The 21066-nt window shown below is 69.3% G+C and carries 24 protein-coding genes; 14 read left to right on the forward strand and 10 right to left on the reverse strand.

Translation table 11 applies throughout. From position 1 onward, the window contains the following. Positions 1–33 precede the first annotated feature (33 nt). Positions 34–561 carry a pyridoxamine 5'-phosphate oxidase family protein gene (locus tag AC3CF1_RS02820; protein WP_488449452.1) on the reverse strand — a complete coding sequence of 176 codons (528 nt, stop codon included), beginning with the start codon at positions 559–561 and terminating at the stop codon, positions 34–36. Further along, complete coding sequence (locus tag AC3CF1_RS02825; RefSeq protein WP_488449453.1) at positions 558–1226, reverse strand: DUF899 domain-containing protein; 669 nt, start codon at positions 1224–1226, stop codon at positions 558–560. Before AC3CF1_RS02825 ends, AC3CF1_RS02820 begins: the two co-directional genes overlap by 4 nt. Before the next feature lie 132 nt (positions 1227–1358). On the opposite strand from AC3CF1_RS02825, the gene AC3CF1_RS02830 reads away from it, so the two are divergent. Further along, on the forward strand, positions 1359–1820 hold the full coding sequence (locus tag AC3CF1_RS02830) for a winged helix-turn-helix transcriptional regulator (protein WP_354981892.1): 462 nt from the start codon (positions 1359–1361) through the stop codon (positions 1818–1820). Between the two features lie 437 nt (positions 1821–2257). Continuing rightward, positions 2258–4159 (forward strand): alpha/beta hydrolase family protein, encoded by a 1902-nt coding sequence (locus tag AC3CF1_RS02835; protein WP_488449454.1) that lies wholly within the window; start codon positions 2258–2260, stop codon positions 4157–4159. 412 nt (positions 4160–4571) lie between these two features. Here AC3CF1_RS02835 and AC3CF1_RS02840 read toward each other — a convergent pair whose 3' ends face one another. Then, the gene (locus AC3CF1_RS02840; RefSeq protein WP_355161112.1) at positions 4572–5093 is read right to left on the reverse strand and encodes a hypothetical protein; all 522 of its coding nucleotides are present in this window, start codon (positions 5091–5093) and stop codon (positions 4572–4574) included. 24 nt (positions 5094–5117) lie between these two features. After that, the gene (locus AC3CF1_RS02845; protein WP_157743983.1) at positions 5118–5564 is read right to left on the reverse strand and encodes a hypothetical protein; all 447 of its coding nucleotides are present in this window, start codon (positions 5562–5564) and stop codon (positions 5118–5120) included. A gap of 807 nt (positions 5565–6371) precedes the next feature. Here AC3CF1_RS02845 and AC3CF1_RS02850 point away from each other — a divergent pair. Continuing rightward, positions 6372–6854: an NUDIX hydrolase gene (locus AC3CF1_RS02850; protein ID WP_197699641.1), complete on the forward strand. Its 483-nt coding sequence runs from the start codon at positions 6372–6374 to the stop codon at positions 6852–6854. A gap of 115 nt (positions 6855–6969) precedes the next feature. Here AC3CF1_RS02850 and AC3CF1_RS02855 read toward each other — a convergent pair whose 3' ends face one another. Then, positions 6970–7437 carry an HNH endonuclease gene (locus AC3CF1_RS02855; RefSeq protein WP_327644152.1) on the reverse strand — a complete coding sequence of 156 codons (468 nt, stop codon included), beginning with the start codon at positions 7435–7437 and terminating at the stop codon, positions 6970–6972. A 134-nt stretch (positions 7438–7571) separates the two neighbouring features. Here AC3CF1_RS02855 and AC3CF1_RS02860 point away from each other — a divergent pair, with 134 nt between their 5' ends. Continuing rightward, a complete protein-coding gene (locus tag AC3CF1_RS02860; protein WP_328534400.1) occupies positions 7572–8045 on the forward strand; it encodes an SUKH-4 family immunity protein in 474 nt (157 codons plus the stop codon). A gap of 86 nt (positions 8046–8131) precedes the next feature. Continuing rightward, positions 8132–10165 carry a hypothetical protein gene (locus AC3CF1_RS02865; protein ID WP_488449455.1) on the forward strand — a complete coding sequence of 678 codons (2034 nt, stop codon included), beginning with the start codon at positions 8132–8134 and terminating at the stop codon, positions 10163–10165. Positions 10166–10219: 54 nt separating this feature from the next. On the opposite strand, the gene AC3CF1_RS02870 is transcribed toward AC3CF1_RS02865, so the two are convergent. Then, entirely contained in the window at positions 10220–11149 is a 930-nt protein-coding gene (locus tag AC3CF1_RS02870) for a LysR family transcriptional regulator (RefSeq protein WP_488449456.1), read from the reverse strand. A 126-nt stretch (positions 11150–11275) separates the two neighbouring features. On the opposite strand from AC3CF1_RS02870, the gene AC3CF1_RS02875 reads away from it, so the two are divergent. Next, entirely contained in the window at positions 11276–12547 is a 1272-nt protein-coding gene (locus AC3CF1_RS02875) for an MFS transporter (protein WP_488449457.1), read from the forward strand. Then, positions 12547–13119, forward strand: coding sequence for a GNAT family N-acetyltransferase (locus AC3CF1_RS02880; protein ID WP_488449458.1), 573 nt, complete (start codon positions 12547–12549; stop codon positions 13117–13119). Before AC3CF1_RS02875 ends, AC3CF1_RS02880 begins: the two co-directional genes overlap by 1 nt. A 37-nt stretch (positions 13120–13156) precedes the next feature. Here the strand turns inward: AC3CF1_RS02880 and AC3CF1_RS02885 are convergent, their stop codons facing one another. Next, the gene (locus AC3CF1_RS02885; protein ID WP_488449459.1) at positions 13157–13897 is read right to left on the reverse strand and encodes an SDR family oxidoreductase; all 741 of its coding nucleotides are present in this window, start codon (positions 13895–13897) and stop codon (positions 13157–13159) included. A gap of 134 nt (positions 13898–14031) precedes the next feature. Here AC3CF1_RS02885 and AC3CF1_RS02890 point away from each other — a divergent pair, with 134 nt between their 5' ends. Further along, positions 14032–14517, forward strand: coding sequence for an RrF2 family transcriptional regulator (locus tag AC3CF1_RS02890; RefSeq protein WP_354981904.1), 486 nt, complete (start codon positions 14032–14034; stop codon positions 14515–14517). Positions 14518–14523: 6 nt separating this feature from the next. Here AC3CF1_RS02890 and AC3CF1_RS02895 read toward each other — a convergent pair whose 3' ends face one another. Then, positions 14524–16077: a glycosyltransferase family 39 protein gene (locus AC3CF1_RS02895; RefSeq protein ID WP_488449460.1), complete on the reverse strand. Its 1554-nt coding sequence runs from the start codon at positions 16075–16077 to the stop codon at positions 14524–14526. Positions 16078–16199: 122 nt separating this feature from the next. Between AC3CF1_RS02895 and AC3CF1_RS02900 the strand changes: the two genes are divergently transcribed. The 4 genes from AC3CF1_RS02900 (at position 16200) to AC3CF1_RS02915 (ending at position 19154) form a co-directional block, all read left to right on the forward strand. Beyond that, the gene (locus tag AC3CF1_RS02900) at positions 16200–17231 is read left to right on the forward strand and encodes an aldo/keto reductase (protein ID WP_488449461.1); all 1032 of its coding nucleotides are present in this window, start codon (positions 16200–16202) and stop codon (positions 17229–17231) included. Beyond that, positions 17228–17734, forward strand: a complete 507-nt coding sequence (locus tag AC3CF1_RS02905; RefSeq protein ID WP_488449462.1) for a mycothiol transferase — start codon at positions 17228–17230, stop codon at positions 17732–17734. Before AC3CF1_RS02900 ends, AC3CF1_RS02905 begins: the two co-directional genes overlap by 4 nt. A 23-nt stretch (positions 17735–17757) precedes the next feature. Beyond that, positions 17758–18345 carry a GNAT family N-acetyltransferase gene (locus AC3CF1_RS02910; RefSeq protein WP_141909405.1) on the forward strand — a complete coding sequence of 196 codons (588 nt, stop codon included), beginning with the start codon at positions 17758–17760 and terminating at the stop codon, positions 18343–18345. A gap of 71 nt (positions 18346–18416) precedes the next feature. After that, positions 18417–19154 carry a VOC family protein gene (locus AC3CF1_RS02915; protein WP_357997565.1) on the forward strand — a complete coding sequence of 246 codons (738 nt, stop codon included), beginning with the start codon at positions 18417–18419 and terminating at the stop codon, positions 19152–19154. Between the two features lie 36 nt (positions 19155–19190). Here AC3CF1_RS02915 and AC3CF1_RS02920 read toward each other — a convergent pair whose 3' ends face one another. Continuing rightward, positions 19191–19436: a flavin reductase gene (locus tag AC3CF1_RS02920; protein ID WP_488449463.1), complete on the reverse strand. Its 246-nt coding sequence runs from the start codon at positions 19434–19436 to the stop codon at positions 19191–19193. Next, entirely contained in the window at positions 19436–19753 is a 318-nt protein-coding gene (locus AC3CF1_RS02925; protein WP_210926531.1) for a hypothetical protein, read from the reverse strand. The genes AC3CF1_RS02920 and AC3CF1_RS02925 overlap by 1 nt, the downstream gene beginning before the upstream one ends. Positions 19754–19960: 207 nt before the next feature. Here AC3CF1_RS02925 and AC3CF1_RS02930 point away from each other — a divergent pair, with 207 nt between their 5' ends. Both AC3CF1_RS02930 and AC3CF1_RS02935 read left to right on the forward strand, forming a co-directional pair. Then, positions 19961–20728 carry a DUF5753 domain-containing protein gene (locus tag AC3CF1_RS02930; protein ID WP_488452032.1) on the forward strand — a complete coding sequence of 256 codons (768 nt, stop codon included), beginning with the start codon at positions 19961–19963 and terminating at the stop codon, positions 20726–20728. Continuing rightward, positions 20719–20910 carry a DUF397 domain-containing protein gene (locus AC3CF1_RS02935; protein ID WP_488449464.1) on the forward strand — a complete coding sequence of 64 codons (192 nt, stop codon included), beginning with the start codon at positions 20719–20721 and terminating at the stop codon, positions 20908–20910. The genes AC3CF1_RS02930 and AC3CF1_RS02935 overlap by 10 nt, the downstream gene beginning before the upstream one ends. Positions 20911–21066: the final 156 nt, after the last annotated feature.

The raw sequence follows: 21066 nt of genomic DNA on the forward strand, positions 1-21066 counted from the left end.
GACGTACCAGCGGCGGACGGGCTCGGCGTGACCTCAGGTGCGGTTGAACCGCCAACGGGTCGCGGTGAGCCCGTCCGTGCCGTAGCCGAAAGCCCGGACCGGGGAGACCTGGTGGAAGGCGTACTCGGGTGATCCGGGCAGACTCTCGTCGTGGACCCGGCCGTCCCTGATGTCGAACGTCCAGCCGTACTTTGTGACGAAGGCGGCAGCCACCCGGCGCAGTGCGGTCCCGCCGGACACCTGGTGAGCTTCACCGCTCACCACCAGGTCGAGATCTTCGCTGCTCACCGTGATGACAGCGCGGGGGTTGCCAGCCAGGTTTCGGCTCTTACGGGAGTGCGGGCGGCTCGCAATGCACGGCGCCCCGTCGACCAGCACGACCATCACCGGCGCGGCGTGTGGCCGACCATCCGGTCCCACAGTGAACAGCCAACACTTGTGCGCCGACCGCAGGCAGGCCAGTGCCTGGCTCCACGGCTTGAGTGTCGCCGCGTCGGTGTTGAAGGGTGTCGCATCCTCCTGCTGGAAGAGGAGTTCAGCGACTGGCGTGTCGACCGTCATGACGGATCCCCGGTCGTGTCGTACTCGTCGTGCAGTCGCCACCACCGGTAGGGCTGGGTTTGCGGCCAGCCTTCCGGCGAGTCCTCCCAGGTCTCCTGTCGGCCGTAGGGCGTCAGGTCGAGGAAGGTCCAGTTGCTGCCGAGCCGTTCCACGCCGCGGGCGGTGGTGGTGTAGGTGCGGAAGATCCGGTCGTCGGCGCGGAGGAAGACGTTCAGCGCGAATCCGTCACCGGTGCCCATGTCGGCGTTGAAGCTGTTGTTCAGCGACGAGTACCAGGGCAGGTCCCAACCCATTCGCCGCCGCACCGCCAGCAGGTCGTCCAGTGGGCCGTGAGACGTCAACGCGAGGCTGACGTCACGGGCATTGAGGTGGGCCGGGTGTCCGACGTTGTCGGTGAACATCGAGCAGCCGGAGCAGACGGCGTCGATGCCGTGCCACATGAACGTGTACACGATGAGCTGGCGGCGGCCCTGGAACAGGTCGCTCAGACTGGCAGGCCCGGACGGGCCCTCGAACACGTAGTCCTGCTCGACCGACGTCATCGGCAGCCGGCGACGCGCCGCAGCCACTGAGTCGAGCTGGCGGGTGAGTGCCTTTTCGCGTACGCGCAGGGCGTCTACCGCGTCCTGCCAGTCCCTGGTCGGCACGATCGGCGGATGGTTCATGCGGGCCTTCCTTCGGCTTCCACTCGCGTGTGGAGAGGGGGACAGGGCCAGTCCGTTCCTTAAGGGGATGGACTGATGTGACGCTAACAGAGTCAGTTCCTTGAAGGAACCACCTTTGCGTATCGTGGCGTCATGCAACGAACGCAGTTCGGCGCCATGGCGTGCTCTATCGCCCGCACCCTCGACGTCATCGGTGAGCCGTGGTCTCCGCTGATCCTGCGGGACGTCTACGCCGGCACGCACCGCTTCGACCAACTCCAGCGGGGCCTCGGCATGTCCCGCAAGGTGCTCGCCGAACGGCTGAGCTGGCTGGTTGAACAGGGCGTCCTGACCCGGCGTGAGTATTCAGCCCGGCCGGTCCGCCACGAATACCTGCTCACCGACAAGGGCAGGGAGCTCTGCGATCTGCTGCTGGTGATGGTGCGGTGGGGTGATCGGTGGACGGCGGGCGAGGCCGGCCCGCCGGTGCTCTACCGCCACCACGCCTGCGGCAAGATCAGCCACGTGGAGCTGCGGTGCTCGGAGTGCGAAGAGCCCATGCGGGCTACGGACATCGACCTGTTGCCCGGGCCTGGAGCCCAACCAGGATCCTGACCGGTCGATCGGCGGTGCCGCCGACCTTGCGAGACGTGCAGCGTTTGGACCTCAGCGTTGCTGCGGCACCTGGGCGGGTGGCCTGCTGCCCGGTGGCCGTCGACTGATCGCGGCGATCTCGGTGAGAATCGGGTGTAGTCGCTCGGCCAGGGTCGGGTCCGTGCGAGTGAGTTCCGCGGTCAGGGACGTTGCGGCAGCCGAGAGCGCACGGCGTAACTCGGCTCATCAGTGGAGCGGACCAGGGTCGTTTCGAGCGGGCCGGTGATGTCGGCGGGCAGTAGGTGGGCGCCTTTGGCGTAGCTGGCGGGGTGGCGTGTGAGCCGGTGATCGCGGCGGCGACGACAGCGGGGTCCTGTTCCGCCAGGTGCAGCAGCCACCACCGGATCAGGTCGCGTTCCTCCACTGAGAACATGTGTCGATGCTGGCAGACTGATCGCATGACGGGTCTGACCGCCGAGGTCGTGGTCGACGGTTGTGCCCCGCAGACCCCGGCGCTGGCCCCGAACGGGCGCTTGCTCTGCTACGTCCTCGCTCCCATCAGCCGGGCCGGTGACCACCTCGACACCCAACTCTGGCTCGCCGGCACCGATGACGCCGTCGCGCCGCGCCGGGCGACAGCCGACACCGCAACCGAGTCCCGGCCGCTCTGGGCGGCCGACTCGGAGACGCTGTTCTTCCTGTCCGACCGCGCCGACCGCGGCACCACGCAGCTACACAGATTCACCCCCGCCAACGGCGCGGTGACCACGGTGACCAACTGGCGAACCGGCGTCGTCGACCATCTGCCGCTCAGCGACCCCCACCTGGTCGCTCTGCTCGCGGAGGACGGACCCAGCGAGCAGGACGCGCGCCGAGCCCGGGACCGAGACGATGCCGTCGTCGTCGGCGAGCGCGAATCGCGTGCCCGTTTGCGGATGCTCGACCTGCGCACCGGCCGGGTCACCACCCCGGGTGTGTTCGGCGACCGGCACGTCGTGGAACTGTGCCAACGTCCCGGCGGCGGCCCACTTGCCGTGCTCACCTGGGCCAGCGCCGACAACGACCACGGCCCGCGCACCGGCCAACTGCACCTGTTCGACCCCACGACCGGGAGTGCGGAGAACCTTGGCCCGGTCGCGGCCGACGCACGATCTCTAGCCTGGTGGCTGGGCGAGGACGGTTGGCACCTCGGTTACGTCGCGCTCACCCCACCGGTGCTGCAGGCCGGCACCGCCGTGTTCGACCTGGCCGTGGACAGCCGCGTCCTGCGCAACCGGACAGCTGGTCTCTCGATGTGCCCCACCCAGCTCTGCCAGACCGGTGCCGCCCCGCTGGTGGTGTGCGCCGACGGTCTGAACACAACACTGGCCCGGCTCGACCCCGCCGGCCTCACCACCCTGTCGCATCACCCCGGACGCCTCGACAACGTCACCACCACTCCTACCGGCACAGAGATCGCCGCCATTACCGGCACCCGCTATCAACCCCCGAACGTTCACATCGGGCCGTTGACCGGGCCGCTGCGAAGAATCACCAACACCCGCCCGGACCTGGACGGCATCGCACTCGGCACGCAACAACCGCTGGCCTACCGCGCCGCCGACGGCCTCGACCTGGACGGTCTGCTCGTGCTGCCGGTCGGAAGGGCCGCATCGGAAGGCCCGTTCCCGCTGGTCACAATCGTGCACGGAGGCCCCTACGACCGCTACGCCGATCGGTGCCAGTTGTTCTGGTTCCCCAGCGCACAGTGGCTGGCCGCCGCCGGCTACGCGGTGTTCCTGCCCAACCCGCGCGGCGGCCAGGGCCATGGTCACCAGTTCGCCGCCAGCGTCGCCGGTCGGGTCGGAGGGCAGGAGTGGACCGACATCCTGACCGGCATCGACCTGCTCATCGCTCAGGGCATCGCCGACCCCGACCGGCTGGGCATCGCTGGTTGGAGTCACGGCGGCTTCATGTCCGCCTGGGCCGTCGGCCAGACCGACCGCTTCCGCGCCGCGCTGGTCGGTGCCGGCGTCGTCGACTGGGGCATGCTCGCCGCGACCGGGGAGAACGGCCAGTTCGAAGCCGCGCTCGGTGGCAGCACCGGCTGGTCCGGCATCGGCCCACACCCCCATGACGCGGTCAGCCCGATCTCCTTCGCCAGCCGCATCCGCACTCCGGTGCTCATCCTGCACGGTGCCGAGGACACCAACGTTCCCCTCGGGCAGGCCGTGTACCTCCACCGGGCGCTGCGCCACTTCGACGTCGAGCACGAGTTCGTGATCTACCCGAGAGAGGGCCACTCGGTCCGGGAACGCAACCATCAACTCGACGTCCTGCGCCGGACCCGCGCCTGGTTCGATCGCTGGCTCCGGCCCTGAGCGGGCGCGTGGATCAGATGTCGTCGCTTACCTGAGCTGACCCCAGGACCTTGAGGTCCTTGAGAGCTCGGTCAACTCACCAACTCGCGCGCTGCCACAAGCTCCTCTTCGCCGTCTGGACGCATTACCGGTTTGCCGGTAACAGTAATCCGATAATTAGCTGCCACAAAGGGGGTGAAGCGGGCATGCATCATAATGACAGTTCTTGTGCGTAATGGTTCAGGATGTTGTAACGATCCACCTAAAGCTGTCCTGGCTCCGCGCGACAGCTGCTCGAGCGGCACGGCGGAGGAGCCGCCGCAGCGGTTCCCAGTCTGCGGTGACCGGTTGCCGGCGGCGGCCCGGATGTCGATGGCGTTCGCGCCGCCGTACCCCTGGGAGTTGGTTGAAGGTCGGCGGCGCCGACTGCCGGTCAGGTCGCGTCGCCCCGCCGGGAGTTGACCACGGTGAGCAGGCACTGCGCCATGCCGATCGCTTCGAGCAGCGTCAGCACCTGCGCACCGACGTCCAGCACCAGGTCCGCCGACCGCATCGACAAGGCGCTGCTCGTGGTCACCAGCGTGGCCACCGGGCGGCCCGACCGGTCGGTGATGGCGAAATGCTGGGCATTGCGGTCGCCTTCGGTCGTGAACACCCGGCCGTCCGGCAGAGTCACCGTCCCCCGCCGGCGACCCGCATAGTCGATCAGGTATTCCAGGATGACCTCGGAACGCGGTCCGATCAGCCGGTGATGGTCGTTCGCGAAGCTGGTGGCGGCACCGGTGGCGAGCAGCGTCGTAGCTCCAGCATCAAGAACGTCGAACTGGTGCCGCTTGGACACGAACTTGCGGCGCAGCACCGCCACCGGAGTTCCGTCCCCCAGGGTGACCGCGGCAGTACGCCGGAGCGGGGACAGCAGGGGCAGCAGGAGCCGGCCGGTGAAGATCGAGTGCATGGCGCCATCCTGGTCGATGAGCGATCAGCGACCGCACCAGGCCCGGGCCGAAGCGGTGCGGAGCAGCAGCCCGCTGACGAGCAGGGCCAGCACCGCCAGCAGCCCGCCCAGCATCCCCACGACGACAACGGGTTCGACCGGCGGCGTGATCAGCGACCCGAGACGCGGCCCGAACAGCAGCATCGTCCCGGCACCACCGAGAAAAGCGAGCCCGACGCCCACGGCGAATCGCTGGGCCACCCGCCACGCGGTCGGACCCCCGCGCCGGAGGCCACGGAGCAGGACACCGACGGCCACCGTGCAGCCACCCAGGGCGAGCCAGTTCCCGGCGCCGCCGACCTCGGCCAGGAGCGCGATGTCAACGGCAAGCACGTACACCCACCAGAACGCGAACAGCAGCACGCTGGCGCTGATGCTGGGCGGTCGACGCCCGGTGGCCGCCGGGCCGGGGCGCAACGACTCACTGATCATCGCCGGATCATACGGACCGGTCACCAGGGAAGCCTCGTGGCACCACATGACCGCTACCGGCCCACCCGCTCCTGACCGGCGTCCGAGGCGGTGAGCAGGCGGATGACCTGATCGACGTAGCGGTCAACATTCGCCAGTCTCACGGAGCCAGGACAGAAGCGACCCGATGCCCAGCTCACGTGCTCACTCAGCCGGTTGCCGGGAGGGCTTCAACCAACCTGGCGCCCGTAAGCGGCCCGGGCTGCGGCAACCTCTGCGGCCTGGCGCACCCGCCACCTTCTCTGGGCCTCGCTGTTGCACGCGCGACACACCGTGCGGTTCCGGCCACTCGTGGGATCGATCTCTCGCTCGTGCCCGTTGCGACAGCGCGGTTGCTGGGTGCGGCTGCGGCAGTTCTCGGCGCGGGCCACCTGCTGTAGGTGAGTGGGTTCGATGCAGTCACGCACTCCACAGAGGTGTGCACGTCCAACCCGGGGTCGTAACCGCCGACGAAGACAACGTAGGCCGTGATGTGCGCCCAGGCCCGCCCAGCGGCCTTCTGGTACACGGCCCGCTGGCTGCCGTAACCGCGCACGATCAGGCAGCCGTCGTCTCGACGGACCGAACGACCGATGAGGTATGCGCGCAGGGCTAGGTCAGCGCCCTGACAGACCCGATCAGGTGGGAAGCAGCCAAGCGGCTCAGGTCGGCGATCGGCCCTGCGCGCCGGCAGCCTGACCGCCGAAATCCCAGGAGAATCGTTCTGACAGAACCGTTCAACCCGTTCGAGGGCAGCGCTTCCCCCGAGACTGCGACATCCTGGTCACCGTGATCACGCAACGGCTCCGGGTCGCCGCGTACGCGGTGTGTCTCCGGGATGAGGACGTGCTGCTCGCCCGTTGGGTTTCGCCCGACGGTGCTCGGCGGCACTGGACGTTGCCCGGCGGCGGGGTCGAGCACGCCGAGGATCCGTTCGACGCCGTCGTGCGGGAGGTGACTGAGGAGACGGGGTACGAGGCACAGGTCGAGCAGTTGCTCGGTGTGAACTCGCGTACGAGGAATGTGGAGCGCAACGACAGGGATGTTGTCGAGTTGCACATGCTGGCCATCTTCTACCGGGCCCGGATCGTTGCCGGTGAGCTTCGATCCGAGACGTCCGGCACGACCGACCTGGCGCAGTGGACACCCATGGCACAGGTCTCGACCCTGGAGCGCTCCGTCGTCGTCGACGTCGGGCTTGAGCTGCACCGCAGTGCGCCGCCGACCGGGCACGTGGAGACGATCCAGACGACCGGACTCCTGCGGCACTGATCGCGGGGCAGCGCTCGCGGCTGACCAGGGTGACCGCGGCAGTACGCCGGAGCGGGACGGCAGGGGGCAGGAGCCGGCCGGTGAAGATCGTGCGAAGGGCGCGTGTCCCGCGCGCTCAGCCCACCTGCCGGCCGTACGCGGCCCGTGCTGCGGCAACCTCTTCGGACTGCCGTACGCGCCACCTCTTCTGCGCCTCGCTGTTGCACACTCGACACACAGTGCGGTAGCGACCACTCGTTGGATCGAGCTCCCGCTCGTGCCCGTTTCGGCAACGCGGCTGCTGGGTGCGGTTGCGGCAGTTCTCGGCGTGGGTCACCTGCTGGAGATGGGTGGGTTCGATGCAGTCCGGCGCGCCACACAGGTGGCGCACGTCCAACCCGGGGTCGTATCCACCGACGAAGACGACGTAGGCCGTGATGTGGGCCCAGGCCCGCCCGGCGACCTTCTGGTACACGCCCCGCTGGCTGCCGTAACCGCGCACGATCAGGCAGCCGTCGTCTCGACGGACCGAACGACCGATGAGGTACGCGCGCAGGGTCTCCTCAGTGAAATGTCGGGACAAGCCCTTCACCTGCGACAGCATCTCACCAGGCTAGATCAGAGGGCCACGCGTGGGTGACGAGGACCGACCGGGTGGACCGGCGTGAGCGAGCGACCCGCCGGTCCTGGCCGAGTTGGTCCCCGCGTTGCTGGTCGGCGCTCGATAGATTGGCGGCCATGTCGTCACTGGGCAAGCTGGACGGGTGGGAGTCGCTGTCGCCGGAGTTGCGGGAGCGGATGGTCGCGGCCGACCTGCCGGAATCGCTGCGACTCGACGAGTACGACCTGTTTCTGCTCGGCCCGGACCTGATCTTTCGGGATGGCCTGTTGCGATTCGGCTACGGCACGGACGCGTGGGGCGGCGAATTCTGCCTCAACCTGGAAACCGGTGCCGTGCTGGTCATCGATGACAGTCGGACCCGGACGTTCGTGAACTCGTCGCTCGACCTGTACGCTCGTTCGCTGCGCCTGGTCGCACGTCTGGCGCCCGCAATCGTCGGCGGCGACCCGGACGGGTGGGAAGACGCCAAGAACGAGATGCAGCGGGTCATCGGGGAGTGGGACGCACCGGCGATGACCTCGGACAACTACTGGGACGGGCTCTCGTGGGACATCGCCACCGGCAACTACGCCGACCAGTCTGACCTCTGACTCCTGCCCGAAATGTCGGCCGGGGCCACCCGCTAAAGAACGGCCATCTAACATCCCTCAAGGCCGCGTGGCATTGACACTCGGGCATGTCATCACCCGTCTTTGACAAACGGGTTAACAGAAATACACCCGTGCCGCCGCGCGATCTTCCACGCGCGTTGGGGGCCTTTGTGTCACGGGTGCGGAGGGGAACAGCGAATTTGATGGGCAATGACATCAAGGAGCGCTCGAGGATCGCGGTGCTGACGCGACTCGCCGCGGTCCTGGTCCTGATCTGGTCGGTGATCGGCATTGCGCCGGCCGCCAGCCACGCCGGGCCACGCGCCGTCGCGGACTGGCCGATCATCGATGCCCGGTGTGCTCCAATCACGCCTCAGGGACTGGTCGGTTACGGGTGCCACAAGCTGAGCACGTACCTGCAGGAGGCGCGGTTGGATCTCCGGTACAACCGGCCGCCGAAGACCACCGACAAGCTTTACACCAACGTCCGGGGCAACTACGCGATCGCCCAGCTGCAGGATGGCAAGTACATCATCGGCTACAGCGACGGTGCGAAGCACGCCGAGATCCGACTGATCGAACAGATGCAGGGCAAGGCCCCGCGCATCGAGTTCGACCCGAAGACCGGCAAGGTGTCGTACCAGCCGGCCAAGGCGTCGCCGATCAAGGAGGGATACTCCGAGATCGAGCCCTGCAAGAAGACCTGCAACCCGGCGCTGGAGAACGCGAAGGTCCGGGACAAGTTCACCTACAGCTACCGGTGGAACGCCGCGCCGGGCGAGGACGAAAAGGTTCTGCGGGATCGGACCAACAACCGCAACACGGGTGCGAAGCAGGTCGCGGTCCAGACGCTGCTCAACGAGACGAAGGCCTCGGGTCCCATCCTTCCGAAGTCACCCGAGGTGTTGGCCAAGGGCAGCGCGGTCAGCAAGGCAGCCGGCAAGCAGATGGGGCCGATCCGGCCCGGTGGCATCGACTTCTCGTCGGTCCAGTTGCGCTATGTGACGGACGGTGGGGGATCGGGTGGCGACACGTACTCGTTCGAGACGGCGACCACCCCGGGCCAGGAGTCCAAGGACGGCACCGACCAGATCTACGACGCCGACGAGGCACTCAACACCTGGATGGCCGTGGAGCCGTCGCGTTTCTGGGTGAACCTCAACCCGAGTCAGCCGGACAAGGTGATCGACCAGTCCCTCGGCCGGACCGAGGTCGGGCGCATCCTGCTCGAAGCCGACCTGGAGTTGAAGCGGGCGTGGACGCGATTCCAGGACCCGAAGACGGCGGTCGGCCTGGAGTACTGGAACCGGATGACCGGCCTGGACGGGGCCTGCATCCGGCAGTGGATCGTGCCGAAGACGGCGACGATCCGCGAGGAGGGGAACCGCCTTTACATCCTCGACGCGCCGCTCGAGGTGAAGGCCGAGGCGTTCGACTTCACGATTCCCGGGGACCCGGACTTCAAGTGTCCAGCCAATCCGGAGCCGTCCATGGCCGTCTACCGGGACCTGCTCCTGCCGGAACTGAACAAGGCCGTGAATGACGCGCCCGGGTTCAAGGACCTGCGCCGGGTCTACATCAGCCGGGTGGCCGCCGAGTGGTACCGCGGCCGGATGGCGGCCGACGGTCGCGCGGCCGATGCCGGCATCGACAGTAACGACGTCAGCACTCTGGAGCGCGAGGATGACTGGAACCCGGTCGACGTCTTCAACCAGTACGTGAAGGAGATCTCCGGCACCACGTACGAACTGCCGAACGGTGTGCAGGTGACCACGGGTGGCGTCGACTTCACGCAGCCGGTCAAGACGACCAAGCTGAGTGACACCACGTTCAAGGAGCAGCACGCGGGCCTGCCGACCACCGTTGACAGGTCGCTCACCGAGGTCACGAGATCCTCGGACGAGAAGCAGGCCTACCTGGGCGGCGCCGACGAGATCCCCGACTTCGTCGGCCTGAACAAGGCGAACCCGGCGCCGAGCGGCCCGCCAGGCGGTGGCGGCGGTGGACTGCCGATCACCGGTTCACCCATCCTCACCATCGCGGCGGTCGGGATCCTGCTGATCCTGATCGGCATGGCGGCCCTGTGGCGTACCCGCCGCCTGCGGTGGGTGGTCAAGTAGGTCACGCCGTCCCGTCGCGCCCCTGACAGGCGCGGCGGGACGGTCCGCCGCTGGTCATGCCCACGTTGGCAGCCAGATCTCCGCATCGGCTGGGCTCGATCGTCGCGAATCGAGGTGATTGCAGAGTGTGGCGAGCGCGGGATGCGGGTTGTCGTCGCGCCAGATCAGCGACATGGGATAGATCGGCGCCGGCCCGCGTACCGGTATGCGCCGCAGGTCGTAGCTGTCCGGCCACAGGTACCGGGTGCGTTCGCCGGCGAACGTCGCCAGTTCCGCGGAGTCGGCGATCTCGGCCAACAGTGCCTCGTTGCCGAAGACCGGCCCGACCAGATCGATGGTGAGGCCGAACGCGGCGGCGAGTTCGTCGTAGTAGTCCGCCCACTCGGTGCCGGGGGCCATGCCGGGCATCCAGATGCGGTGCGCGGCGAGCTGTGCGGGCGTGACGGTGCGGGCGTTGGCGAGGGCGTGGCGTGGCCCGACGAGGAGTTCGTGGTGTTCGTCAATCACGCGGGCGGTCCTGATCCCGTCGGGCAGATGGCGGGCCGGGATGGGGACGGCGTGGAACGTGGCGTCGACCGCCCCCGCCTCGACGGCGGCCATCGCGGCATGGACATCGGCGTCGAGGGTGACGACATCCAGCTCGATGCGGGGGTACGCCCGGTGGAAGTCCTGCAACAGCACCGCCGGGGCGATGCGCCGACTGTGCACATCCACGCGCAGGGCGCGCCGACCGGGGCGTACGGAGGCGTCGGCGCGCGCCTCGACGCGCAGCAGTTCCCGGGCGTGGGGCAGGAAGGTCTGGCCGTCGATCGTGAGCTGGGCGCCGCGAGCGGTGCGGTTGAACAGTCGTACCTGAAGATCCTTTTCCAGGGCGGCGATGCGCTTGGACACGGCCTGCTGGGTGATCGACAGCGCGGTGGCGGCGTCCTGGAACTGACCGGCGTCGGCGGCGGCGACGAACGTGCGTACGGCGTCGAGATCCACGCCAGGAACCCTACTTCCACAACATCTGGTTGTGGCTCACCGTCGGTTCGGTTGTTTGATCTGGCCTCTGCGCCCTTGCTTTGATCGCACCGGCCAACGGCAGGTTGTTGGAAGCGGGGGTGGGGTGTGGCGGCGAGACGATCCCTGGGTCGGCGGTTCCGGTGGTTGTGGGCGGCGTACGCGGTCAGCGCCTACGGTTCCGGCTTCGGCTTCGGTGCCCTACCGCTGATCGCCGTGCTGGTGTTGGACGCCAGCCCCGCCCAGGTGTCCGCGCTGTCGGCTGTGGGGCCGGCGGTGGGCGCGCTGGTCGCGTTGCCGCTCGGGCCGTGGGTGGAGTTCCGCCGCAAACGGCCGGTGATGGTCGTGATGGATCTGACCCGGTTCGCGGTGCTGCTGACGATCCCCATCGCGTACGCGCTCGGCCGGCTCGGGTTCGCGCAGTTGTTGGTCGTCTCGGCAGTCGTCGCCACCGCCAGGATCGCTTTCGGTGCGGCCAGCGGCGCCTACCTCAAGGCCCTCGTCCGGCCGGACGACCTGCTCGTGGCCAACGCGAGGTTCGAGTCGACGACCTGGAGCGCCATCGCGTTCGGGCCGCCGCTGGGCGGCGCGGCGGTCGGCCTGTTCGGCCCGGTCGCCACCATCGTGGCCGATGCCGTGAGCTATCTGCTCTCCGCGCTGGGGATCACGGCGATCGGCGGGCGGGAGGAACACCCCCGGCGCGGTGGCGGCCGCCGGGTGCGTGCCAGCGAGGTGCTCGACGGCTGGCGGCACCTTCTGACCCACAGTGGCCTGCGGGCGCTCTACCTCAACCAGCTGCTCGTCAGTGGGCTGATCATGGCCACCGAGCCACTGCTGGCCGTGCTCCTGCTCGGCGAACTCGGGTTCCCACCCTGGCAGTACGGGCTTGCCTTCGCCGTGCCCTGCGTCGGCGGGCTCATCGGCTCACGCCTGGCCCGCCGGGTCGTCGCGAGGTACGGCCGACACCGGATCATCCGCACCGTGGGCACGTTGCGCGCGATCTGGCTGGTCGGCCTCGCCTTCGTCCAGCCCGGTGTCGTCGGGCTCGCCACGGTGATCGTCGTCGAACTTGCGATCATCATCAGCATGAGCCTGTACAACCCGGTTCTCGCCACCTACCGCTTGGAGCAGACGCCGAAGGACCGCGTGGTCCGGACTCTGACGGCCTGGTCGATCGGCAGCGGTGCCACCATCGCGGTCCTCAGCGCGCTCGGCGGACTGTTCGCCGCCGCCACCAGCCCTCGCACGGCCATCCTGGTCGCGGGACTGATGATCCTCGCCAGCCCGTTGCTGCTACCGCGCCGCCCCGATCCCGGAGCGGCAGGGGACGCCGAGGCCCACGATGACGGCCGCCCGCAGACGATGCGGGAGTTCGCCTGATGTTCCAGCCGACCTATCCGATCCGCACCGCTCGGCTCACGCTGCGTCCGTTCACCATCGACGACCTCGATGACGTGTACGCGTACCAGCGTCGACCCGACGTCGTTCGCTGGATGCTCGGTGCCGAGCCGCGTACGCGTGAGCAGTCGCGGTCGTCGGTGCTCGCCATGGCCGGCGAGGACGCGCTGCGCGCGGAGGGGGACTGCCTGGCATTGGCCGCGGTCGGTGAAGCGGGGGTGATCGGGACCGTGGAGTTGGTGTGGCGCAGCCAGCTCGACCGTACGGCTGAGATCGGTTTCGTGTTCAACCCCGACCATGGGGGCCGCGGGTTGGCGACGGAAGCCGCTTCGGCGTTGGTGGACTGGGGTTTCACCGAGTTCGGCCTGCACCGGATCTATGGCCGGTGTCACGGGCGCAACGCCGCCTCCGCCCGGCTGATGGCCCGGCTCGGCATGCGCCGCGAGGCACACCACGTCGCGAGCTATCTGTTCGCGGGGGAGTGGGCTGACCGGCTCGTGTTCGCGATCCTCGACCACGAGTGGCAAAGCCGTACCCGCACGTCGCCGCGGTGATCGACTGCCACGGCGACGTGCGGGTAGGGCCCGACGCTCAGCCCTGGCGGCCCAGCCACTCCCGGTAGGCGGTGGGCGCGATGACGGCGCCGTCGGGGGCGACGAGGACGTCGTCGGGTGCGGCGGCGAACATGCCAGCGCTGTTGTCGGTCGTGACGGTGCGCTGGTCACCACGGGCGGCGAGGGTGATGCGCCCCAACTCGTCGAGGGCGAAGACCTCGGGGCCGGCGACGTTGCGGATGCCCCGCAGCGGCGCGCCCATGCTGACGTCGGCGACGGCCTGCGCCACGTCGGCGGCGGCCATCGGCTGCACCGGGGTGCTGGGCAGGCGAACGGTCTTCTCGTCGGCGGTCCAGGAGAGGATCGACTCGACGAACTCGAAGAACTGGGTGGCGCGGACGATCGAGTACGGAACCGGACCGGCCTTGAGGATGTCCTCCTGGAGGGTCTTGGCGCGGTAGTAGGCCAGGTCGGGCACCTGGTCCACGCCGACGATGGAGAGCACCACCGCGTGACCGACGCCCGCACGCTCGGCGGCGGCCAGGAGGTTGTCCATGGTCGTCTGGAAGAAGGCGGGGGAGGCGTCGTCGAAGGTCGGCGAGTTGGTCAGGTTGACGACGACGTCGGCGCCGGTGAGCGCCTCGGACAGCCCCTGCCCGCTGAGGAGGTCCACCCCGGTGGACAGCGAGTGCGGCACCGCCTCATGCCCGGCGGCCTGCAAGATCTTGACGACCTGCGACCCGATGAGGCCGGTCCCACCCAGTACGGCGATCTTCATGCTCATGCACCTTCCCGTTATATGTGGTCGTCTGTCCGGCTTTCCTCGCTCAAGCCAAACTCGGACCTCTCCTATCCGAGAACAATACTCGGACATTGCGAGTCCGAGTATCCGGGGTTGGCTAGGGTGAGGTCATGAAGATGTCCGGCGGGGTCGAGTGGGCGCTGCACTGCTGCGTGGTCCTCACGACCAGCAGCACGCCCGTCCCGGCGGCCAAACTGGCGGAGCTGCACGATGTCTCCAGCAGCTACCTCGCCAAGCAGCTCCAGTCGCTCGCCCGCGCCGACCTGATCCACTCCGTTCAGGGCAAGTCGGGCGGTTACGTCCTCACCCGGGCGCCGGAGAGCATCACCCTGCTCGACGTGGTGCGGGCCGTCGACGGCCCGGGGCCCACTTTCGTCTGCACGGAGATCCGCCAGCGCGGCCCGTTCGCGACACCGGCCGACTCCTGCACCACGCCGTGCCCGGTCGCCCGTGCCATGTGGGCAGCGGAGGACGCGTGGCGCCAGGCGCTCGCCGCGGTCACGATCGCCGATCTCGCCCGCGACGTCGACACCGCCTCCGGCCCCGAGGCACTTGCCGGCATCCACACCTGGCTCACCAGCGACCGCGCCGGCTGACCACTGTCAGCCGGTGTGGCGTACCTCGGTGTCCCAGATCTGCGCCCACGGACGCCGCAGCCCCCGGCACACGTGGATCGGGCCGCCGTTCTCGTCGTTCTCCACCTCGACCCGCTGGTCCACCCGCCCGGCGAGCGTGCACGTCTCGAACCAGGCGTTCAGCGGGTCGGGCCGTTCCCAGCCGACGGCGATGACCACGTCCGCTTCGGCGGGCGGCCGACCGAAGTCGACCATGCTGTTGTGCCCGGAGTACGCGCGCGGAAGACCACGGGCCGGACCGTACCGGGCCACCGCACCGGCCTCGCCGTAGTTGCCGGTCAGGATGACCGCCCGGGAGCGCTCCTCGGGCGACAGGCCACCGTGGACGGCGGCGAGCGAGTCCGCGAACGCCGGCCAGCCGATCGTCTCGCCGGCGTCGTAGTTGACGTCGACCACGAACCCGGGGAGCCGCTCGGCGGGCAGCACCGGCAGCAGCAGCACGATGTTGGGCAGGAGGAACGGCACCACACCCAGCACGAGCAGCCCTCGACGCAGCCGGATCGACCCGCGCGACGCCCACGCGACGGTGACCAGCACGCCGGCGGCGGTGAGGACCAGCAGCAGCGGCGCGTCGTAGTAACCCTTGCCGCCGGCGATCAGCACGATGCCGACCACCACCAGCCAGGCCCAGCCCACCGCCCGGTACGCCCGCCACGCCGGTCGGCGCAGCAGCGCGACGAGGCCCGCGATCCAGATCGGTACGGCGTACGGGCTGATGATGACGAACTGGAGGGTCAACGCGTCGACCCGACCGCTGTAGGAGCTGTCTCCGTCGGAGATGGAGGCCGCCACGCCGAGTTGCGGGAAGCCGTGTGCCGCCTGCCAGATGAGGTTCGGAGCGGCCAGCAGCACGGCGACCCCGGCAGCGGCGAGCACCCACCGGTCACGCAGCAGCCGACGTGGCCCGGCGATGAGCACCCCGGCGATCAGACCCACTGCCAGCAACGCCGGCAGGAGCTTGCTGAGCATGCCCACCCCGAGCGCCAGACCGATGCCGAGCGCCCAGCGGCTGTCGCCGGTGCGCAGCAACCGCACCGCACACCACACGGCGGCCAGCCAGACCAGCAGGTCGACGGTGGTGGTGCTGAGCAGGTGACCGCTGGCGAGAACGATGCCGGACAGCGCGGCCAGCACCGCCGCGAGGGTCTGAGTGCCACGCCCGCCGCCCAGCTCCCGGGCGATGGCGGCGACCAGCAGCACTGCGCCACCGGCCAGCAGCGCCGACGGCGTCCGCAGCACCACCAGGTTGCCCGGTGCGATCGTGTCGAGCAGTCGAGCGAGCGCCGGGACCAGCGGACTCTGGTCGACGTAGCCCCAGTCGAGGTGTCGGCCGGCGAGCAGGAAATACAACTCGTCGCGGTGGTAGCCGTACCGGCCTGTCAGCAGCAGTAGCGTCACAGTGGTCGCGGCGGAAACCAGCCACGGGCCGTGCGCTCGTGCGCCAACCTCCGGTGGCGCACCCGGCGGTGACGCCGGAGCCAGCCGCTGAGGCCGGTCAATGTCGATCGCGGGGTCGCTCACCTGCTCATGATGACCCGCGAGGTGGTCGCGCGGGTGCCCGTACCGCGTTCGGCACTGTCCCGCATGCGGGTGGTCGGGACGGGTGCGAAGATCAGCTTCGTCACTCGGACCGAAAGGACGATATGCGCTATCGCACTCTGGGCTCCACCGGCACTGTGGTCTCGACCCTGTGCCTGGGCACCATGACCTTCGGCGCGGAAACCGACGAGGCTGGCAGCTTCGCCCAACTGGACCGGTTCGTCGAGGCCGGTGGCACCTTCATCGACACCGCCGACGTTTACTCCGCCGGCGTCTCGGAGGACATCGTCGGGCGTTGGCTGCGGGCCCGACCCGACCTGCGCGACCGGCTGGTGATCGCCACCAAGGGGCGTTTCCCGATGGGCCCGGGGGCGAACGACGCCGGCCTGTCCCGGGTGCACCTCACCCGCGCGCTGGACGCCAGCCTGCGGCGACTCGGGGTCGAGGCCGTCGACCTCTACCAGGCGCACGCCTGGGACCCGATGACCCCACTGCCGGAGACCCTGCGGTTCTTCGACGACGCGGTGAGCGCCGGAAAGATCCGCTATGCGGGGGTCAGCAACTTCACCGGCTGGCAGTTGCAGAAGGCCGCCCTGCTCACCCAGCACCTCAACCTCACCCCGATCGTGACCCTGCAACCGCAGTACAACCTGCTGGCTCGGGAGATCGAGTTCGAGCTGGTGCCGGTCTGCGAGAACGAGGGCATCGGCATCCTGCCGTGGTCACCGCTGGGCGGCGGCTGGCTGACCGGCAAGTACCAGCGCGACAGCACGCCCACCGGAGCGACCCGCCTCGGCGAGAACCCCCAGCGCGGCGTCGAGGCGTACGCCGGTCGCAACGCCGAGGAGCGCACCTGGCGGGTGCTCGACGCGGTCCGTCAGGTCGCCGGGGAACGCGGCGTGTCCATGTCGGCGGTGTCGCTGGCCTGGCTGGCGGCTCGACCGGAGGTCACCTCGGTCATCCTCGGCGCGCGCACCACCGAACAGCTCGACGACAACCTGACGGCCGCCGACCTGGTCCTCGACGCCGAGCAGATGCGGTTGCTGGACGAGGCGAGCGCCCCGCTGGTGGGGGACTACCCGTACGGCGCGGCGGGCGTGCGGCAGCGCGGCCGCGACCTGCCGACCTCATCATGATTCCCTTCCCCGAGCCCACCGCGCCGGCCGGCAGCCGCACCGAGGTCTTCCTGCGCTACCTGGACTACTTCCGCGAGTCCACTGTGGCCAAGGTGTCGGCGTTGGCCGAGACGGAGCTGCGCCGCAGCCGGCTGCCATCGGGGTGGACCCCACTGGAGCTGCTCACGCACCTGCGCCACGTCGAGCTGCGCTGGATCGAGTGGGGTTTCCAGGGCCGGGACGTCGCCGACCCGTGGGGCGACCGCCGCGACGACCGCTGGTACGTCGCCCCGGAGGAGACCCGGGAGGACCTGGTGGCGGCGCTGCGGGCCCAGGGCGAGCACACCAGCGCGGTGGTGACGGCGCACGACCTGGCGGAGATCGGAGCGCCGGGACCGCGCTGGAACAGCGCGGACCCGGCGTCGCTGGAGCGGGTGCTGTTCCACCTGGTCCAGGAGTACGCCCGCCATCTCGGCCACCTCGACGTGGTCGCCGAACTCGCCGGCGGCCCCGTCGGCGAGTGAGCCCCCGGCTCGATAATGGGCGAATGCCGTCGCTCGTCACACCCGCCCTGCCCGCCGGGAGCCTCGGCGCCCAGGACCAACCCCACCTACCGGTACGCCCCGGGCTGGCACTGCGGCCGTGGCGCGACGACGACGCCGGGGTCGTCCGGGTCGCGTTCGACTGCCCAGCGATCCAACGCTGGCACGTCCGCCGTCTCGACAGCGACGACGAGGCGCGGGCGTGGACGGCGCAGTGGGCCGGCCACTGGCACGAGGAGACGTCCGCGAGCTGGGCGATCGTCGACGCGGACGACCGGCCGCTCGGTCAGGTGGGGTTGCGGGGCGTGCTGCTGGCCGAGGGGTCGGCGCACCTGTCGTACTGGCTGCTGCCGGGTGCACGCGGTCGGGGGATCGCCACCGAGGCGTTGGGAGCTCTGACCCGGTGGAGCTTCACGGACGCCGGTCTGCACCGGCTGGCCCTGGAGCACTCGACCGCCAACCCGGCGTCGTGCCGGGTGGCCATGCGAGCAGGTTTCCCCGCCGAGGGCGTGGCTCGCGGGTCGGTCCGCCACAGCGACGGCTGGCACGACATGCACCTGCACGCACGGCTGCGCACCGACGGCTTGACCTGATCAGTGGACGCCGGCGGATGTGGGCCTGGGTGGGCACCACCGCCGACTCGACGGGCCCTACCATCTCCGGCATGGCAACGCGGCTCGTACAGATCAACATGAAGGCCCGCGACGATTCCGCGCTGGGCGGTTTCTGGGCGTCGGTGCTCGGCTGGGAGATCTCCAGCGAGGGCCCCGGCGTAACCAACCTCGAACCTGTGGGCTTCGTCTACCCGGACCCCGTCGCTGTCTGCATCGACCTCGTCGTCTCCCCGGAACCAAAGACGGTGAAGAACCGCGTGCACGTCGACCTCGCCACCACCTCGGCGGCTCACCAGGCGGAGGTGGTGGCGCGCCTGAAGGATCTCGGCGCGACACCTGCCGACGTGGGCCAGGGCGACGTTCCCTGGACGGTCCTGGCCGACCCGGAGGGCAACGAGTTCTGCGTGCTGGAGCCCCGACCGCTCTACCGGGACACCGGGCCGATCGCGGCGGTCGTGGTCGACTGCGCGGATCCGCGAGCCATGGCCGACTTCTGGAGCCAGGCCACGGACTGGGTCCTGCACGACGTGACCGACCGCCAGGCGGTGCTGCGCTCCGCCAAGGGCGTCGGCCCATACCTGGAGTTCGTCCGGACACCCGACGTGAAGACGGTGTGGAACCGCGTCCATCTCGACGTCCGCCCCTATCCGGGTGACGACCCGGAGGCCGAGGCGGCCCGACTGCGGGCTCTCGGTGCCACCGCCGTCGATCTGGGCCCCGACGATGTCGCGTGGACCGTCCTCGCGGATCCCGAAGGCAACGAGTTCTGCCTGCTCAGCCCGAGCTGACCCGTGCCCTCGTGAGCTGCTTCGACGGAGTCTGGCTCAGCGGGCTTCGGCCCAGCCGACGAAACGCGGGGTCAGATCGGGCAGCGCGACGCCCGGGTTCAGCGCAATGAGATCGGATTCGGCTGCCTCCTGAAGCTTTGCCAGGTGACTCAACAGGCCCGGCCGATCCTCGCGGTAGTCGCCGAGGAGGTGCAGCTTCGCGGCCGAGCACGGCCACAGGATGCCGCAGACCGGGCAGCGCCACGCTGGCCGCAAGGGGGAGTGCTTCGGTCGCTCGGGCATCAGACGACCTCCACCGTTTTGACAGGCCGGATCGGTGCGAGCGAGCGGGCGTCCCCGGAGGAGCGGGGGGCCTGAACCTGCACCTGCACGCCCGCACGCATTACGAACAGCTCGCGCCGGGCGACCGCCTCGCCCTTCTTGCCCAACTCGTACGCGTCGAGCCAGAGCCAACCGTCGTAGGTGTGGCGATCGGGCAGCTCGCGGATGACCCGGACGACGATCGGCTTCATAAATTGGACGCTCGCGGCGGTGGTCAAGCGGATCACGTCCCCAGCCCTGAGTACTGGGCGGGCTTCTTCTCCGTCCTCGTCGGACACGGCTCTCCCCCTGATCGACGTGTGGGAAGGGGCCGCCCCCGTGAGTGCTCGCTCAACGGAAGCGGCCCCGCTACGAACGCGTCCGCCGGGTTCGGGTCCCCTGCCGGCCGCGCCGTCTACAGAGCACCTTGCCGGGGGTTGCTGGACAAATACACAGCGTTATCTAATCTCTTCAAGGCAGTTGGTTTGTTCCACGGGAGGGATGGCATGAATCACGCCTTTGTCGCAGCACTGGCTGGGGCGGGTCACACCGCCGAGAGCCTCGCAGGTCAGATCGGCGTGCACCCGAAGACCGTCGCCAGGTGGGCAAACCCGGGTCACATTCCCCAGAGCCGTCATCGCTCGACCGTCGCAAAGCTCCTGGCAAAAGATGCCGACGCACTTTGGCCGGACGTCGTCCGTCGCCGCGAACCGGTGTGGTTCCGGCCGTGGGTCGACCTCGAACGCGAGGCCGTGACGCTCCGGTCGTTTCAACTCGCGTGGGTGCCCGGACTGCTCCAGACGGAGGCGTACGCGCGGGCGACCCTGGCGGGTGGGGTGCTGGCACCGGACGCGGTCGCCGAATTCGCCGAGGCCCGAATGAGCCGCCAGGCGATCCTGAGTCGCGACGGCGGACCACTGCTGATCGCTGTGCTGGACGAGGGGGTGCTGAGGCGACGCGTCGGCGACGCCCGCGCGTTGATGGCGTCGCAACTCGCGCGCCTGCTTGGCTTTGCCGAGATGGGCAGCGTTCAGCTCCACATCGTCCCGGCGGACGCGCCCAGTTACCCCGGGCTCGACGGACCATTCACCATCGCCGACATGCCGGACGGATCGAGGGTCGCGCACGTCGACAGCCCCGCACGGGCGCAGATCCTCGATCAGATGTCGGACCTTGTTAGCCTGGAACGACGGTGGGAGCGTATTCGCGGAGAGGCACTGCCCCGAGGACGTTCCGTGGACCTTCTGAGAGAAGCGGCAGCATCATGGACCTGATCGGCGCCCGGTGGCGTAAGAGCACGAAGAGCGGCGGCAACGGCGGTGACTGCGTCGAGGTTGCCGACAACCTTCCCGGCGTGGTCCTCGTCCGTGACACGAAGGACCGCGACGGCGCGACGCTGGCCTTCAGCCCGGAGTCGTGGCGTGGCTTCGTGACGATGGCACGCGATGCCGACTGACTGACCGCCTCGCGGGAAGGATCCGGCGCTGGTCTCAGCGGGAAGCGACGGGTGCGACCGGTTGCGGTTGCGGGGTCGCTGGCCAGGTGAGTCGGCGTACGCCGGGGACGAGGGCCGTGCCCGCGCAGGAGGCGAGAACCAGCGGAAAAATCGCGT

This window comes from Micromonospora sp. MGP-C2, assembly GCF_057766525.1.